This is a genomic window from Xanthomonas sp. WHRI 7065, from assembly GCF_040203115.2.
Taxonomy (GTDB): domain Bacteria; phylum Pseudomonadota; class Gammaproteobacteria; order Xanthomonadales; family Xanthomonadaceae; genus Xanthomonas; species Xanthomonas arboricola.
Genome location: NZ_CP168194.1, coordinates 3,714,230 through 3,731,275, shown reverse-complemented (window position 1 = coordinate 3,731,275; position 17,046 = coordinate 3,714,230). Strand labels below are relative to the sequence as shown.

Genomic DNA, 17,046 nt, shown 5'->3' with positions numbered 1-17,046 from the left:
CGTGCAGGGCCGGCTATGGTCGGCACTCCTGTCCGAGCGAGCCGCGCCATGACCGATCCGCAGTGGAAGCCCGAAACCATCGCCGTGCACGGCGGTTATCAGCCAGATCCCACCACGCGTGCGGTGGCGGTGCCGATCTACCAGACCGTCGCCTACGCCTTCGACGATACCCAGCATGGCGCGGACCTGTTCGACCTCAAGGTGCAGGGCAATATCTACAGCCGCATCATGAATCCGACCAACGCTGTGCTGGAGCAGCGCGTGGCTGCGCTGGAAGGCGGTATCGGTGCGCTGGCGCTGGCCTCGGGGCAGGCCGCGGTGACCTATGCGATCCAGACCATCGCCGAGGCCGGCGACAACATCGTCTCCTCCAGTGCGTTATATGGCGGCACCTACAACCTGTTCGCGCATACCTTGCCGCAGTTCGGCATCAGCACGCGCTTTGCCGATTATCGCGATCCGCAGGCGTTTGCCGGCTTGATCGATGAACGTACCAAGGCGGTGTTCGTGGAGTCGATCGGCAATCCGCGCGGCAACATCACCGATATCGAGGCCGTGGCCGCGGTGGCGCATGCGCATGGCGTGCCGCTGATCGTGGACAACACCGTGGCCACGCCGTCGCTGCTGCGGCCGATCGACTTCGGCGCCGACATCGTGGTGCACTCGCTGACCAAGTATCTGGGCGGCCATGGCAACAGCATCGGCGGGGCGATCGTGGACAGCGGGCGCTTCCCGTGGGCGGCGCACAAACAGCGGTTTCCACGCCTCAACGAGCCGGACGTGAGCTATCACGGCGTGGTCTACACCGAAGCGCTGGGTGAGGCGGCGTACATCGGCCGTGCGCGCGTGGTGCCGCTGCGCAATACCGGCGCGGCGCTGTCGCCGTTCAACGCATTCCTGATCCTGCAGGGCATCGAAACGCTGCCGTTGCGGATGGAGCGCATCAATGCCAACACGCTGGCGATTGCGACGTATCTGCAGCAGCACCCGCGGGTCGCCTGGGTCAATTACGCCGCGCTGCCGGATCATCCGGAGCATGCGTTGGCGCAGAAGTACCTGGGCGGGCATGGTTCGGGCGTGCTGACCTTCGGCCTGCCCGGCGGGCGCGCGGCCGGCGCGCGTTTTCTGGATGCGCTGCAGTTGTTCACGCGGTTGGTGAACATCGGCGATGCGAAGTCGCTGGCAACGCATCCGGCATCGACCACGCACCGTCAGCTGGGCCCGGCCGAACTGGAACATGCCGGGGTCAGCGAAGACACGGTGCGGCTGTCGATCGGCATCGAGCACATCGACGATCTGTTGGCGGATCTGGAGCAGGCGCTGCAGGGGGCGTGAGGTTTGCTAGCCGTGAACTGAGCAGGGGTGCGCGAAGGGACGAGCTAGCCCCTCTCCTGCGGAGGACGGGTAGCCACTCTCCCGTCGGGGCGAGGAGGCACAGCTGGCGCGCCATGGTCGCGGGTGCCTTGGAGCGCCCGCGCCGCAAGCGCGGGCCGGGGCGCGGGAGTTGGGGTGAGGGTACGGGTTCTCCAGGCACCGCCAAGTACGCCGTCTGTCTCTGGCTTCGGTCAGGGCGGCAGCGTGGCCGGTGATCGGCTCTTCGGCTCGGCAGACATCCTGTCTGACTCGCCGTCGCGGCACATCCGTGTGCCGCTCTCCGCCGACCCCCGGCCACGCTGCCGCCTCGGCACGTTGTTGCCGCGACTTCGAGTTGCCGCGACTTCGAAAAGTGCTGAACGCGGTCATGACGAAGTTGCCCGAAGCCCTCTCCCGTCGGGGGCGAGGAGGCACAGCTTGCGCACCATGGGCGCGCGTGCCTGGGAGCGCCCGCGCCGCAAGCGCGGGCCGGGGCGCGGAGCGGGGGTGAGGGTACGGGAGCGAAGCCCACTCGCATCTGCGAGGTGACGCTCGGTGGCAGGCATGCGGCCATGCCGGCATCCCCGGCATGCTGCTTTCATCCATGGCATGAGGCTTCGCTCCGTACCCTCATCCGCCCCTTCGGGGAACCTTCTCCCGGTGGGAGAAGGGATCGGGCCCCCCGGTGCGTGGCGACGTGTTGCGCTTGGCCGCTTGCCGCAGACCTCGGAGGCGCCCCTGGCCAATCCTGCTACCATGCGCGCCCCTGAGGTGACTACCGGAGTTGCGGTGGTTTAAACGGGAATCCGGTGCGCGGGTCGCCTTGGCGAGCTGCAATGCCGGAGCTGCCCCCGCAACGGTGGGCGAGGTCAGATGCCGCAACACGCCACTGTGCAGTCGCATGGGAAGGCGCGGCATCGGAGGCGCAGGCTTCCACTCGCGAGCCCGGAGACCGGCCTGAGGGATTGAACCGGCACGCGGTGGGCGTGGCCTTGATCGTCTGGCGCTGCGCGTTGGACGCCTGGCCCGTTGCTGTCTGCCGCCCCATTGCCCCCGCGCGGGTAGGCGCGGTTCCAGGAGCAGCAATCGATGTCCGTTTCTTCCGTTTTGCCGCGTCGTGCGGTGCTGGCCGTGGGGCTGTCGCTGTGCGTGGCCACCCTGGCCCATGCCGAGGCCGCCATTGATCTCGACCAGGTCGTGGTCACTGCCTCGCGTACTGCGCAGACCCAGGACCAGACGCTGGCGCCGGTCACCGTGATCGACCGCGCGCAGATCGAGCGTCGCCAGGTGAATTCGCTGCAGGACCTGCTGCGTGGCGAAGCCGGGGTGGCGCTGGCCAACAACGGCGGCCCGGGCAAGCCGACCTCGCTGTTCCTGCGCGGCACCGAGTCCGACCAGGTGGTGGTGCTGATCGATGGCGTGCGCATCGGCTCGGCCACCTCGGGCGGGGCGGCGTGGCAGGACCTGCCGATCGAGCAGATCGAGCGCATCGAGATCGTGCGTGGCCCGTTCTCCAGCCTGTACGGTTCCGAGGCGCTGGGCGGGGTGATCCAGATCTTTACCCGGCGCCCGCAAGGCCGCTTCGTGCCCACCTTCAGCGCAGCGGCCGGCAGCGACAATGCGCGCCGCTACAGCGCGGGCCTGGCCGGGCGCAGCGAAGGCGATCTGAGCGAAAGCGGCGGCTGGTATTCGGCCAACGCGGTGCATGACGAAACCGATGGCATCAACGCGTATCTGGACACCAGCTCCAGCGACTACGACCCGGATCGCGATGGCTACCGCAACGATTCGCTGAGCATGCAGGGCGGCTGGCGCTTCAATCGCCAGTGGGACGCCGACGTGCATGCCTTGCGCGCGCAAAGCCGTAACGAATACGACGGCTCGGCCTTCGGCGGCAACCTGTCCAAAGGCGTGCAGCAGGCGGTCGGTGGTCGTGTGCGTTACGCGCCTACCGATGCGGTCAAGCTCACCGCCAGCGTCGGCAGCAGTTCCGACTTCAGTGATGCGTATTACGACGGTGCGTATCTGTCGACCTACGACACCCGCCGCAAGCAGGGCGCGTTGCAGGCCGATATCGCTGCCGGCGCGGGCCTGTTCACGGTCGGCTTCGACTGGCAGCGCGACGCCATCGCCAGCAGCGACAATTACGATGCCGACAGCCGCATCGACCGCGCCGCATTCGCACAGTGGCAACAGAGCTTCGGTGCGCAGTCCGTGCAGGCCAGCCTGCGTCGCAACGACAACAGCCAGTTCGGCGGCAAGACCACCGGCAGCCTGCTGTGGGGCTGGGATGTTGCCGAGCATCTGCGCCTGACCGCCAGCTACGGCACCGCGTTCAAGGCACCGACCTTCAACGAGTTGTATTACCCCGATTTCGGCAATCCGTTGCTGGGGCCGGAAACCTCCAAGAGCGCCGAGCTCGGCCTGCGTGGCAGCTACGGCTGGGGCACCTGGACGCTGAGCGCGTTCCAGACCCGCATCAACGACCTGATCGCCTACGACGCGTCGTTGGTGGACGCGGCGCATCCGTTCGGGCAGCCGAACAATATCGATCAGGCGCGCATCCGCGGCGTGGAAGCCGGCTACGACACCGAGCTGGCCGGCTGGACCGTGCGCAGCGCCTTGACCTGGCTACAGCCGCAGGCCGATGGCGAGGTCAACAACGGCAACTGGTTGCCGCGGCGCGCGCGGCAGAGCGGGCGCATCGATGCGGACCGCAGCTTCGGTGCATTCGGCGTCGGCGCGAGCCTGTTCGGGTCCGGCAAGCGCTTCGACGATCTGGCCAACACCGAGCGCCTGGCCGGTTACGGGTTGCTGGATCTGCGCGTGAGCTATGCCGTGACCGTGGACTGGAAGGTATCGCTCACCGCCAACAACGTGTTCGATCGCCAGTACGAGACCGCACGCTGGTATGCGCAGCCGGGGCGCAATTATCTGCTGACGTTGCGTTATCAGGCCGCGCAGTAAGCGCGGCTGTTGCGCCGGGCATGCGCACTGTGAGGTGAGCGCGCAACGAAGCGGGGCAGGGCGTCGTGCCGCTGGGCGAACTCACGCGTCGATTTGTCGACAGGCCGGCCGGCTGCACCAGACATTGGCGCTACAGTGCGAGCGTGTGGTGCTGGTGGTGGCAGGTTTGCCGATGGTTCTGACGGGAGAGGCGGTGTGACAAGCGATTGGATCCATGGTGCCTGTGCGGTGCCGGACGCGCGTGTGCGCGCGGCTGCGCTGGCGCGGCAGGAGCAACTGACCAAGCCGCACGGCGCGCTGGGCCGGCTGGAACAGCTGGCGGTGCAGCTGGCGGCCTGGCAGCGCAATGAGCACCCCACCGTGCAGCGGGTCTGGATCGCGGTGTATGCCGCCGACCACGGCGTCGCCGCCGAGGGCGTGTCTGCGTTTCCGCAAGCGGTCACCGGCGAGATGGTGCGCAATTTCGCCCGCGGTGGCGCCGCCATTGCGGTGCTGGCGCGCGAGCTCGGTGCGCGCCTGGAAGTGGTCAATCTGGGCGTGGTCAACGATCCGGGCGAGTTGCCGCGGGTGCGGCGTGCCTGGATCGCGCCGGCCAGTGCCAACATCTGCGAGCAGCCGGCGATGAGTTCCACCCAGTTGCGCGACGCGCTTGCCGCGGGCGCCGAAAGCGTCGCCCAGGCAAAGAGTTGCGACACGCAGCTGTTTGTCGGCGGCGAAATGGGCATCGGCAACACCACCTCGGCCGCGGCGTTGGGCTGCGCGCTGCTGTCGCAGTTTCCGCAGGCGATGGCCGGCGCTGGCACCGGGCTGGATGCCGAGGGCATCGCCCACAAGGCCACCGTGATCACCCGTGCGCTGGCCCTGCATGCCGATGCTGCGACTCCGTTGGAGCGGTTGCGCCGGCTGGGCGGTTTCGAGATCGCCGCCCTGGTCGGTGCCTACATCGCCGCTGCGCAGGCGGGGATTCCGGTGCTGGTGGATGGCTTCATCAGCACTGCTGCAGCGCTGGTCGCCACCCATCTCAATGGCGGCGTGCGCGAATGGCTGTTGTTCGGGCATCGCTCGCAGGAGCGCGGCCACGCCGCCTTGCTGCGCGCGCTGGATGCCGAGCCGTTGCTGCAACTGGACCTGCGCCTGGGCGAGGCCAGCGGCGCAGCGGTGGCGATTCCGCTGCTGCGTCACGCCTGCGCCTTGCACAACGGCATGGCCACCTTTGCCGAAGCCGGCGTGTCCGACGCATGAGTGTGCAGATCAGCCTGCTGGGGCACGGCGACACCGGCCAGCACAGCGACCGCGGTCAGCTCGACGACCCGCTCGCTTAACTGGCTGGCAGCAACTGCGCGCGGCCACCCCCGATGGCGCATGGGACGCGGTGGTGGCCTCGACGCTGTAACACCTGCGCCTGGTTCGCCACCGGGTTGTATGCAGCCGGACGCGCCAGCGACACTGCGCAAGATCGGGACCGCAGGCCTAGCCGATCTGCGCGATGCTGGGGCTGTCCAACAGGAGTCGCCCCATGTCAGCAGCCGCTTCGGTCGTCTTCAATCGCCAGCGCAGCGTCGAGCGCGTCGTCGCACATCTGCAGGCCAGCATCCGCGCCGGCGAACCGCTGCCGGACCTGGCCGCATTGGCGGCGGTGGCGCAGCAGTCGCCGCATCATTTCCATCGGGTCTATCGCGCGTTGGCCGGCGAAACCCTGGGACAGACCATCGCGCGGCTGCGGCTGAGTTATGCGCTGCATCTGCTGGGCGAGCCGGCGAGCACGGTGACCGAGGTGGCGCTGGCGGTGGGTTATCAGACCCCGCAGGCGCTGGCACGCGCGTTCCGCAGCCTGTTGCAGGCCAGCCCAAGCAGCTTGCGCAACGCGCCCGCGGTGCGCGCACAGAAACTGCAGCAACTGGCCATGCCTTCGCTGCCGCCGCAGATATCCGGCGCACCCTTACAGGTGCTGGTGCAAATGCTCGATCCGCTGGACGTGGTGGTGCTGCGGCAGCGCGGCGCCTTCGACGATCTGGACCGTGGCTTCGGCCGCATCGCGGCCTGGGCCGAGCGCGCCGGTGCAATCGAACACTTGCAGGCCTTGATCGGCCTGCCGCTCAGCGACCACCGCGATGTGCCGGCACATCGGCATCTGTTCGAATGCGGCATGGTATTCGACGCCGCACTGTCGCCGCCGGCGCCGCTGCAACTGCGCCAGCTCGATGGCGGCGCGCACGCGGTACTGCGCCATGTGGGCTCTTATGCAGGTATCGAAGACGCGCTCGATCGCGTGCTCTCGCAATGGCTACCCGACAGCGGCTACGTGCTGCGCGATGCGCCGCTGCACTATCTCTACCTGGACGACCCCGAAGCGGTGGCAGAGGCAGAGCTGCGTGCCGACATTCGCGTGCCGGTCCGGCCCGCGACGGACGCCGATGCCGCCTGAGCTGCCACTGGCAGGAACACCATCTGCGGCGGCGGATGCATCAGGAACTGCTGGTGCGAGATATTCCACGCATACGCGCCGGCCAGCGGGAAGGCCAGGCAGTCGCCGGGCGCCAGCGCTGCGATAGGTTGGTTGCGCGCCAGCACGTCCTTGGGTGTGCACAGCTGCCCGACCAGGGTGATCGGGGTGTCGCGCAGCACCGGCGCGTGCCTGCCACGCAATACGCGGAACGGGTGATCGTGGCCTTGCGCGGCCGGGGTGCGGAAGTGATGGGTGCCGCCGCGGGCGATCGCAAACCACGCGCCGTGGCTGCGTTTGAGGTCCAGCACGTCCATCAGATACCAGCCGCAGCTGGCGCTGACATAGCGCCCCGGTTCCAGCCGCAGGCACAGCGCCTGGCCGTGTTCGCGTAGCAAGGCAGGCAAGCCGGCGCAGAAGCCGGCCCAGTCGAACGAGGACTCCGGGGCCAGATAGTCCACGCCGAAGCCGCCGCCCGCGTTGACCCGCAGCGGTCCAAGCGCGTAGGTCTGCCGCCACTGCTGCACGGTGCGCAGGTAGGCGGCGATCAGATGCAGCTGCGCGCCGGCATCCCGCTGATGCGACATCAGATGGAAATGGAAGCCTTCCAGCCGCAGCGAAGGGCTGGCCCGCAGCCGCTGGATCGCCGCGTCCAGATCGTCCGGGTCCAGGCCGAACGGTGAGGGCTGCCCGCCCATCATCAGGCGCGTGCTCTGCGCGCCGGGCACGGCGATGTTCATGCGCAGGAACACCGGCACGCAGCGGCCGGCCTGCGCCGCGATCGCGGCCAGGCGTTCCAGTTCGCCCAGGCTTTCCACATGCACGGTGCAGTCGGGCAGTGCGGCGGCCTGGGCCAGTTCGCCATCGAGCTTGCCAGGGCCACCGAACAACAACGCGGCCCGGGGTTGTTGCCGATGCAGCCAGGCCAGTTCGCCGCCGGAGGCCGCCTCGAAGCCATCCACGTGCGGGGCGAGCGTGTGCAGGATCGGCGGCTCCGCATTGGCTTTTGCCGCGTAGAACAGCTCGCAGTCGGCCGGCAGTTGCGCGCGCATCCAGGCCGCATGCGCATCCAGTGCGGCCAGGTCGTAGACGTAGGCGCACAGCGGGCCATCGCTTTGGTCGCGGATGCCCGGCAATGCCTGCATCACTGCGTCCATATCGATGCGCAGGCTCATGCCGCCACCCGCCGTGCCGCAGCGATGCGTGGAATCGGATTGGGCAGCGCGGTGTAGTCGGATTGGCGATCGGCGCGTTGCCACAGCCGCGTGCCCAGGTTGTTCTTGCCGGGCAGCGGCGCGCCGTCGAGCAGGCCCTGTAGCGCGGCTTGCGGACCATGGCGCTGTTGCCAGCGTGCGGCGAGCTCGCCCACGCATTGCCACAGGCGCGCCTCCAGCACGGTATCGCCTTCGGTCAGATGGAAGATCGCCTCGGCCAGATTGTTGACCAGCGCGCAATACGCCACGCGATTCCAGCCCTGTTGCGGCGTGTAGTACAGCGATTGCCGCGCGCGTTCGCCCACGCCCTGCAAGCGCGTGGCGGGCCAGTGATGTGCGAGCAGCTTGGTGCCTTCCAGGTCGCGGATCCATACCCGCGTCGGCCAGCCATCGGCAAACCCGATCACGGTGTTCTGCAGGTGCGGTTCCAGCGCAATGCCGTGCTGGAACAAGGCACTCCACACCCCGTCCAGCAGCAAGCCGGCATAGGCGCGGAACCACAGCAGCGTGGCGGTGTGGCGATCCATCTGCGCGCCGCCCAGTGCCTGCAGCCTGGACGCACACACGCTGTTGCCCTGCGCATCGCAGGTGAACAACGCGGCGGCCACCTGCGGTTGCCAACGCGCGCGTTGCGCGGCGGGCAGGGTCTGCCGGTACAGGATGCCGAAGCTCTCCGACAGGCCACGCGCCGCCAGCGGGTCGGCGTCGTGCAAGGCGGGATCGACCTGGGCGACCTCCAGCGAGGTGGCCGCAGGCTCCAGCATCACATCGAAGCCCGGCACCTGCACTGCCAGCGCACGCCAGCTCGGTGCCAGCAGCTCGGTAAGCGCGACCGCACTTTCCAGCTCGTACCAGGCGTTCTTGCGCACGCAGTTGGTCAACCGCACATGCACCGAGCACTTGAGGAAATAATCCAGTTCCGGGTGATACAGCGTGCGCACCGACGAGGTGGGGCGCAGTGCATCGCCCAGCGTGCCGACAGGCTCGATCAGCCCGCGCGCCTGCAGGGTGCGCAGCAGCGGGTCGTCGAGCAGGCGCTGCGCTTCCCACGGATGACAGGGATACAGCGCGTCGCTGCCGGACAGCTGCCGCAGGCTGGCACGCACATCGCGGCCCTGCATGCGCAGCAGCCGTGGGTCGATGCGGAACCAGAACAGCTGGAACGCGGCGCGCGCTTCCGGCGCGCAGGCAAGCACCTGCGCCAGATCGACGCCTTCGCGGCTCTTGGGCGTGGGATGCAAGGCATGCCCCCACAGCATCGATTGTTCGGCGTCGATCATCGCCTCGCCGGTCGCGGCGCTGCCCTGTGCCTGGCGCAGCAGTGCGGCAGTGATCGCCACGCTGTTGGCGCTTTGCGCGAGCAGTTCCGGGTTGACCGCCTGCGTGCTGCCCAGCGCCTGCAGCAGGCAGCGCGCCAAGGCATGCGCGTCCAGGCTCTGCCACGGTTGGCCGGCGCTCTTGAGAAACGGCGTGGAGGCAAAGCGGCAGCGGCCCAGGCGATCGGCATAGGCAATGCGCACGCACAGCGCGCCGGTGTCGCCTAGATCGATCCGCAGCCAGCGCTGCTCGGCCACGCGCGGGCCGGGGCGATCCAGCCCGCGGTAATCGAAGTCCACTGCGCGCTGCGGAATCGCGAACTCGCGCAGGTAGCAGTTCAACCAGCAACTGCAGGCCTGCGCGTCGGCCATGCTGTCGTACCAGGGGTCATGCATCGTGTGCGGCGACATCGGCGGATCTCCTCGAAGGGAAGCGCACCAGAACGGTGAGCGCAGCGGCCGCCGCAGCCAGCGCGGCAGCCAGGAAAGGGGTGGCAGGGCCGGCCGCCTGGGCCAGCGCGCCGGCAGCGGCACCGGCGAACACGCCGGCCCATTTGCCGCAGGCATCGAAGCGGCCGAACAAACGCCCGGCGCCATGCCCGCTGGCGACCAGCGCCAGGCTGCGGTTGAGCCCACGCAGGCCGAACAACATGCCGAACCCGAACAGCAGCCGTGCCGCTGCCAATGCGGCGGCGTCGTGCAGCAGCGCCTGCCACAGGCAGGCCAGCGCGAATAGCGCCAGGCCGGGCACCAGCCAGGCCTCGCCATCGCCGCGCCGCCACCACGGCAGCACCACCAGATAGACCAGGTGCGGCAGGCTGTAGAGCAGGCCGGCCAGCGCGTCGTGGCCGGCGCCGCGCGCCAGCGCATACGGGATGAAGTAGGGGAAGGTCACCACCATCGCGAAGCAGAACAAAAACTGCGCAATCAGCAACGCAGGCCACAGTGCGCTGGCCGGTGTGGTGGTCGGTGCTGACGCCGATGGCGCCGACGTAGCCGCATGCCCGGAGGGCTTGGACTGCGCAGGGGACGCGGTCGGCCGCGGCGCCGGTCGGTCGGCGGGCAGACGCCAGGTCAGCGCGAACGCCAGCAGCGGCAGCAGCGCAAGCGCGCGATACAGCGACTGCGCCGGGCCAAGCGCCACGGCCAGGCCCAGCAACGCGGGCGCGCTGACCATCGCCAGGCGCGCCGAGTACTGCGTCCAGTCGAGCGCGCGCGCCAGCGGGCCGGCCTGCGGCTGGCTGGCCAGGTATGCATTGGCCGCCGCCAGCGAGCCGCCGCAGGTGCCTTGCACGATCAGGCCGATCACCAGCCAGCTCAGCGACGGCGCGAAGCCGGCGATCGCAAAGCCCAGCGCCAGCCCCAGCTGCGCACGCAGCAGCGAGCGCTTGCGTCCATAGCGGTCGGCCAGGCGCCCCCAGGTGCCGGCCGTCAACGCGGTGCACAGCGTCGGCAACACGTACAGCACGCCGCTCCAGCCAACCGCCGCAGACGGTGCCAGTTCGGCGAGCACCTGCGGCAGAAACAACGGCATGCCCAATGCGGTGAAGGCGGCCAGGTAATGCGCGGCCAGCACCGGGCCCAGGATGCGCTTCATCGCTGGGCACCCGCCTGCCGACGCGGCCTGTGCTGCGCGCCAGCGAAGGCATCGCCGAAGGGATTGGGCGCGCTATCGCCGTAGAACTTGTTGATGTCGCTCGCACCAGTGAGTTGCTTGCTGAGCAGGCTGCCGGCGCTGAGCAGGCACTTCACCGGCAGCTGCGGTGCGGCCAGCAGGCGACGCGCGGGAGCGGTATCGATGCCATCGACATCCAGCTGCGCCAGCGTCAAGGCGAACTGCGTCTGCAACTGCGTGTACAGCGGCGCGCGCAGCGCCGGCTGCCATTCGGCCAGGCCTTCCAGCACCGCCTGCAGATCCAGCTGCAGCACGATGGTGCAGAACATCTGCGCCAGGGCTTGCGGCTGGTTCACCGCGATGCGCGTATCGTGCAGCGGGCCCGACGCGTCCAGATCCGGCAGTTGCGCGCGCAACTGCGGCATCGCGATGCGCGCGGCGTCGTTGTCCTTCATCAGCAGCCGCGTCGCCTGGCCATCGGCGTAGACCAGCACGCTGTTCTGCTGATTGGCTTCCAGCGCGATGCCGTAGCGCAGCCACAGGCGTAGATGCACCGCCAGCATCAGCTCGGTGTACTCGCGCCACCAGCCGAGCAGATCGCCCTGTGCAAAGCGCTCGGCCAGATGGATCGCCATCGGCCGGCCATCGGGCAACCGCGCGCACAGCGCGGCCACCGGCACCAGCGTGGTGGCGTCCAGCGGTGGGTAACGCCGCAGCAGATAGGCCAGATGACGGGTCTGTCCCACATGCCCGCCATGCGATTCGTCCACGAACACGCAGCGGCCGCGCAGGGCCGGATCCAGCGCATCGATGCGCCGCAGTGCGCGCTCCAGCCAGTGGCCGTCGTACAGCGTGGAGGGCTTGATCAGGCGCAGATTGAGCGCGCCCAGCGTGCGCATCGGAATCGGCAGCTTGAGATGCAGCTGCGGATGCTGCAGCGGCACCAGCGTGCGGACCGACAGGGTGGGGCGCACCTCCAGCCAGGCCTGCGGCGCCCGCAGTGTGCCTGGCGGCAGTGCAAACCCGTCCTGCTCCAGCCGCGCCCACACCAGCGGATGCACCGGCCAGGCGACATGCGTGTCTGCCAGCGCGGGCGGCAGGCCCAGCGTGGCGAAGTCCGGCCACAACTCGGCCGGCGCTGCACTGGTGCAGCTGACCTGCGCACGCGGAACCGCCAGCCAGCGCAACGCGAAGGTGGGGGCGAATTCCGGTGCGTAATCGCGCAGTTCCGAGGCATCCAGCCCGGCCTTGGCACGTGCGGTGGGATAGAACGGATGATCGCGATAGCTGGCCAGTTGATCGCAGCGATACGCCCGCTCGGCCGCATCTGGGTGCTGCAAGGCATTGAGCAGCGCAGGCGCCTGCGCGTCGTAGGCCTGGCGCGCCAGGCCCAGGTGGGCGGCAGCGCACTCGGCTTCTTCGGCGTAGGCGCGATGCAGCTGTTGCGTCTCGCTATCCAGCTGCGCGCTCATGCGTTGCAGCCAGGCCTGCGCACCGCGTTCGACATGCGCGCCATCGGCGCCCTGCACGATCCAGTTGTCGCCGCAGGCACTGATGTCCTGCAGATAGCCCTGCCGATGGATCGGCAACCACAGCGTGCCGTCGGGCAGATGCGCGATGCGCCACCAGCCCTCCACCGGGCTGGGGTCGGTCCATGCCGCCAGCACGCCTGCCTCGGGTATTGCGGCGCTGCCGCGGCTGGCAATACCGCGCAGATCCTCGCGCAGGCAGGCATCGATGATGCGGGTGGCGATATAGCGTTGGTCGGCGGCACTGCTCATGCGCGCAGCTCCGCGCCATCGATCCGCCACTGCAGCCCAGCTTCGGCATGCAGCACCGCCTGTTGTAGCGCCTGTGCATCGCTGGCCACCGCGCTCAGCACACCCAGGTAATCCTTGTTGGAATGGCTCAGGCGGATGCGCTCGCCAGGCGCGCGCATGCGCCGGTACTGCACATCGCTATGCGCATCATGGTGGCGGCGATCTTCGCTGGCGGTCACTAGCTCGCCGTCCTGCTCGGCGACGTAGTAACGCAGCAAGGCATGGGCACGATCGCAGCGCAGCTGCGGCAGCGGCAGGCCCAGATGCGGCGCCAGCGCGGCGGTGAACCATTGCCTGCCGAACATGTCGTCGAGCAGGAACTCGCGGCGGTCGCCGATGCTGCGATAGTTGATCTCCACCAGCACCGGGCCGTCGCTGGTGAGGATGAATTCGCTATGGCACAGCCCGAAGCCAACCCCGAAGCTGCGCAGCTGTTGCAGCGCCTGCGCAATCACCGGCGTGTCCACGCGGGCATCCCACTGCGCCTCGCATTCCACGAAGTGCGGCGGCGGTGACAAGCGCACCTTGAAGCCGCCCAGCGCCTGCAGCGTGTGGCCGTCGCCCAGCGTTTCCAGCGTAAACAGCGCCCCTTCCAGCATGCCTTCCAGCAGCACGGTGCGCTGCGGATGGCGCTGCCACACATCGTCCAGATAGGCCTGCAACTGCGCGGCATCTGCACAGTGGCGCACGTCCAGACTGGCCACGCCCTCGCGCGGTTTGGCCACCACCGGCCACGGAATGTCGCCCGGCAATGCGGCGCCCGGGGCCAGCGTGCAGAACCACGGCGATGGCAACCCACGCGCACGCAGGCGCTGACGCATCGCCGCCTTGTTCTTGGCCGCGTAGCAGACCTGCCAGTCCTTGCCAGGCAGGCCGAGACCCGCTGCGACCAGCGCGGTGCTGGTCTGCAGGTGATCGCTGTTGCTGAACACCGCGCGCGGCGATACATCGGCGTCGTGCAGTACATCCAGCACGCCGAGCGGATTGAACACATCGCATTCGATCACCCGTTGCGGTGCATGCGCCGAATGCTCGCGGAAATGGCTGAGGTGATCGAGTCGGTGGTCGGTCAGCAGCCACACCGGCAGGCCGAGCGCATGCGCGGCCGGAAGAAACCCTTCGGTGATGGCCGGATGGCAGACATGGGTGAGGATCACCAACGGTGCAGCGGATGTGGCAGTCATGGCAGCTCTCGTTCAACAGGACGGTGGAAAAACCGGTACTGAAACGGGCTGCCTGGCGCCGCAGGGGCGTTGGGTGGCCTGCGATACGGTGATCGCATGCCGCATGCTGCGGCAGGGAGACGTGCGTCATGCACGCCGTGTTGTCTGCGGCGCCCGCCAGCGCGAGCGCCGTTGCCGTCAGTCGACCGACGCCCCTGTACGTCGATCGCTACGGCATGTGCCGGGTGTGAGGCCTAGAACGTGTACTCCAGCCCGGCGGTGACGGTGCGCGACGGTGCGGCCTGGCGGCCCCACGGGCTGGTATCCACACCGCGGAACCAGTACTGCCGATCGAACAGGTTGTTGATCGCCAGCGACGCGCTGAATTTTTGTCCATCGCGTTCGAACAGCGTATGGCTCACCTGCGTGTTCCATACCCAGTACGACGGCAACTCGCCGACCGAGGCGATCGCGTTCTCCTGCACGGTGTTTGCCGCATCGCTGTAGGCCTTGCTGAAGTAGTAGCTCGACAGTGCGACAGTGGTGTGACCGAGCGTGTAGTTGCCGCCCAGGGTGATCTGGTTGCGCGAGGTGTAGGGAACGCGCAGCCCGCGGAATGCACCCGATTCCTGGCTGGCATCCAGATACGCATAACCGGCGTTGAGGGTGAGCGCGCGCAGGTTTTCCGGGCTCCATTGCAGTTCCAGCTCGCCGCCTTGATGGCGGGTCTTGCCGAGGTTGCGGAACACGCGCGTGGTGTTGTCCAGCTGGATCTGCTGATCGAAATCGATCAGGTACGCACCGAGCTGGATGCGGGTGCGGTCGTTGGGCTGGTAGCGCGTGCCGGCTTCGTAATTCCACGCCAGTTCGGCATCCAGGTTGTTGCCGAAGATGATCTGGGTGACCTGCGGCGCACGCAGCGAGCGTTGCCCGTCCGCATAGAAGAACCAGTGTGCGTTGGCCTGGAACCCGACCGTCAGACCCGGCAATACATCGCGGGTCTGGTTGAGCGTGCGCAGGCCGGTGGCGCGATTGAAGTAGCGCGAATCCAGCCGCTCGTAGCGCAGGCCCGGGGTAATGGTCAGGCGTTCGTCGGGCAGGGTGATCGCATTGCTGACGTAGGCGGCCAGGGCGCGGTCTTCGAATTGCCAGTCACGCACGCTGGTGAACAGGCCATCGCGCAGACGCAGATTGCCGACCAAAAAATCGATGTCCTCGTGCACCGCACGCACGCCGGCGGTCCACTGCTGACGCACGCCACCGGCATCGCCCATGCTCCAGCTCAGACGCGGCTCGCTGCCGACCACGCGGAAGTCGCGCGGTGCGGTCTGGCGCAGTTGCGGCGGCAGGTCCGAACGCCAGGTTTCGGTGGCGGCCTGGCGCATGCCGACGATGAAGTTGCGGCTGCTGCGCGCGCTGAAGTTGGTCCAGGACAACCGAACATCTTTCAGCGGGCCCCAGTCTCCGAACAACTGCTCGTAGCTCAACGATGCGCGCGTGGTACGCCCATTGAAGCTGTCCAGCGGGCGGGTGGACTGGCGCGGGTCGCGCCGGTAATCGTCCGGGCTCAGCGCGCCGGCCAGATCCATGTCGACCAGATAGCGTTGCACGCTGGCTTTGAGCAACTTGGTGTCGTCCAGCCACCACTCCGCACGCACGCGCAGATTGCTGATGTCGGTATCGCTGTGCGCGCGCCAGTACTCGCCGTAAGTGCGATTGGCATCGACCTGCAGGCCGAGGTTGTCGGTGAGGTAGCCGCCGCTGCTGAGCGCGCTGTCCTGCAGGAACTGGCCCTGGCCGCCGGCGGTGACCTTGTGCGCCAGCGTGGTACTCCACTCGCTGGGGATCTCCTTGCTGACCAGATTGATCACCCCGCCGACATTGTTCGGCCCGTACTGCACGGCCGCGCCACCGCGCACGATATCGATGCGGTCGATCTGGTTCAGCCCCACCGGAAACAGCGACAGGCTGGTCTGCCCGTACGGCGCCAGTGCCAGCGGAATGCCGTCTTCCAGCACCTGCACGCGGCCGCTGCGGCTCTCGTACAGGCCGCGCAGCATCAGCTGCGGCAACGCACCGGTGCCGGTCTCGTCGAAGATCTTGATGCCCGGCACGCGCTGCAGGGCATCGTCCAGCGAGCGGTTGCCGCCATTGCGCAGTTGTTCGCGGTCGATCACCTGGCGGCTACCGGCATAGCGCTGCACATCGTCGGGTTTGGAACGCCCGAGCAGGCTGCCTTGCACCTGGATCGTGTCCAGCGCACGGATCGGCGTCTGCGCATCGGTGGCCGCCGCATCCGGCGACTCGGTGGCGAACGCCAACGGCGGCAGGGCCCAGGTGGCTGCAGCGATGGCGATGGTCAGGGCGTGGAAACGGAACGTCGACATCTACGGCGTGCTCCTGCAGGCGGGTGGTGGTGTGGGTGCGGCGAAGCCGGCCAGGTGGCTGCGCAGTGCGCGTTGAATCAGCGCGCGGTCTTCGCCGGCCAGCAGCCAGCGCAGGTCCGGCTGTTGCAGCCAGTGCGCGCGTTGCGCGTCGGTGCGCGGATTGGGGCAGAACGGCACGTTGGCCGCAACGCAATGCGCATGCAGTTGCAGCAGCAGCTCCCACACCTGTGGATGGGTCGGTTGCGGGCCCAGGCCCAGATCCAGCGCAAGATCCAGCGCGCCTTCCATCACCAGTGCCACGCCGGGCAGCGCCAGCAGCTCGGGCACTGCCGCAATGCCGGCGGCACTTTCGATCATCGGCACGATGCGGATATCGTGATTGGCCTGCGCGATATAGGTGGGCAGGTCGACATTGCCGAAGGCGGTGACGCGCCCGCCGGTGATGCCGCGCCGGCCCAGTGGCGGGAACCGTGCGGCGGCGATGGCATCGGCCAGTTGCGCGGCCGATTCGGCGCGTGGAATCACGATCCCACGTGCGCCGGCATCCAGCACGCGGCCGATCAGTTTTTCGTCCACCTCCGGTACGCGCACCCAGGCCTCGCAGCCGGACAGCTCGCAGGCGCGGATGGCGTGTTCCAGTTCGTCCGGCGCGCGCAGCACATGTTCCAGATCGAGCACCACAAAGCCGTAGCCGATGCGACCCAGCAGCTCGCACAACTGCACGCTTGGCACTGCGTTGAGGACGCCAACCGCAAACGTCATGGATGA

Annotated in this window: 11 protein-coding genes, 2 pseudogenes and 1 riboswitch; of the genes and pseudogenes, 6 read left to right on the top strand and 7 right to left on the bottom strand. The window is 68.3% G+C overall.

Annotated elements, in window-relative coordinates:
- The first annotated feature begins 48 nt into the window (after positions 1 to 48).
- From ABQY64_RS15625 to ABQY64_RS15600, 6 genes and pseudogenes are all read left to right on the top strand, one after another.
- Positions 49 to 1,335, top strand: a complete 1,287-nt coding sequence (locus ABQY64_RS15625; protein WP_226427329.1) for an O-acetylhomoserine aminocarboxypropyltransferase/cysteine synthase family protein — start codon at positions 49 to 51, stop codon at positions 1,333 to 1,335.
- Positions 1,336 to 2,105: 770 nt separating this feature from the next.
- A riboswitch (cobalamin riboswitch) is annotated at positions 2,106 to 2,329 on the top strand.
- Positions 2,330 to 2,442: 113 nt separating this feature from the next.
- Complete coding sequence (gene btuB / locus ABQY64_RS15620; RefSeq protein WP_349779921.1) at positions 2,443 to 4,320, top strand: TonB-dependent vitamin B12 receptor; 1,878 nt, start codon at positions 2,443 to 2,445, stop codon at positions 4,318 to 4,320.
- A gap of 44 nt (positions 4,321 to 4,364) precedes the next feature.
- Positions 4,365 to 4,519 (top strand): annotated as a pseudogene (locus ABQY64_RS15615) (bifunctional adenosylcobinamide kinase/adenosylcobinamide-phosphate guanylyltransferase); the annotation flags it as partial.
- Positions 4,516 to 5,562 carry a nicotinate-nucleotide--dimethylbenzimidazole phosphoribosyltransferase gene (gene cobT / locus ABQY64_RS15610; RefSeq protein WP_024940845.1) on the top strand — a complete coding sequence of 349 codons (1,047 nt, stop codon included), beginning with the start codon at positions 4,516 to 4,518 and terminating at the stop codon, positions 5,560 to 5,562. The pseudogene ABQY64_RS15615 and the gene cobT, both read left to right, overlap by 4 nt.
- Positions 5,559 to 5,760 (top strand): annotated as a pseudogene (locus ABQY64_RS15605) (histidine phosphatase family protein); the annotation flags it as partial. The gene cobT and the pseudogene ABQY64_RS15605, both read left to right, overlap by 4 nt.
- A 76-nt stretch (positions 5,761 to 5,836) precedes the next feature.
- Complete coding sequence (locus tag ABQY64_RS15600) at positions 5,837 to 6,745, top strand: GyrI-like domain-containing protein (RefSeq protein WP_349779920.1); 909 nt, start codon at positions 5,837 to 5,839, stop codon at positions 6,743 to 6,745.
- Here ABQY64_RS15600 and ABQY64_RS15595 read toward each other — a convergent pair.
- The 7 genes from ABQY64_RS15595 to ABQY64_RS15565 form a co-directional block, all read right to left on the bottom strand.
- Complete coding sequence (locus ABQY64_RS15595) at positions 6,652 to 7,938, bottom strand: type III PLP-dependent enzyme (RefSeq protein WP_349779919.1); 1,287 nt, start codon at positions 7,936 to 7,938, stop codon at positions 6,652 to 6,654. The genes ABQY64_RS15600 and ABQY64_RS15595 overlap by 94 nt on opposite strands.
- Positions 7,935 to 9,704, bottom strand: a complete 1,770-nt coding sequence (locus tag ABQY64_RS15590; RefSeq protein WP_349779918.1) for an IucA/IucC family protein — start codon at positions 9,702 to 9,704, stop codon at positions 7,935 to 7,937. Before ABQY64_RS15590 ends, ABQY64_RS15595 begins: the two co-directional genes overlap by 4 nt.
- The gene (locus ABQY64_RS15585) at positions 9,682 to 10,890 is read right to left on the bottom strand and encodes an MFS transporter (protein WP_054591046.1); all 1,209 of its coding nucleotides are present in this window, start codon (positions 10,888 to 10,890) and stop codon (positions 9,682 to 9,684) included. The genes ABQY64_RS15590 and ABQY64_RS15585 overlap by 23 nt, the downstream gene beginning before the upstream one ends.
- The gene (locus ABQY64_RS15580) at positions 10,887 to 12,689 is read right to left on the bottom strand and encodes an IucA/IucC family protein (protein WP_349779917.1); all 1,803 of its coding nucleotides are present in this window, start codon (positions 12,687 to 12,689) and stop codon (positions 10,887 to 10,889) included. The genes ABQY64_RS15585 and ABQY64_RS15580 overlap by 4 nt, the downstream gene beginning before the upstream one ends.
- A complete protein-coding gene (locus ABQY64_RS15575) occupies positions 12,686 to 13,912 on the bottom strand; it encodes a siderophore biosynthesis protein PvsA (RefSeq protein ID WP_349779916.1) in 1,227 nt (408 codons plus the stop codon). Before ABQY64_RS15575 ends, ABQY64_RS15580 begins: the two co-directional genes overlap by 4 nt.
- Before the next feature lie 233 nt (positions 13,913 to 14,145).
- A complete protein-coding gene (locus ABQY64_RS15570; RefSeq protein ID WP_349779915.1) occupies positions 14,146 to 16,278 on the bottom strand; it encodes a TonB-dependent siderophore receptor in 2,133 nt (710 codons plus the stop codon).
- On the bottom strand, positions 16,279 to 17,040 hold the full coding sequence (locus ABQY64_RS15565) for an aldolase/citrate lyase family protein (protein WP_349779914.1): 762 nt from the start codon (positions 17,038 to 17,040) through the stop codon (positions 16,279 to 16,281).
- Positions 17,041 to 17,046: the final 6 nt, after the last annotated feature.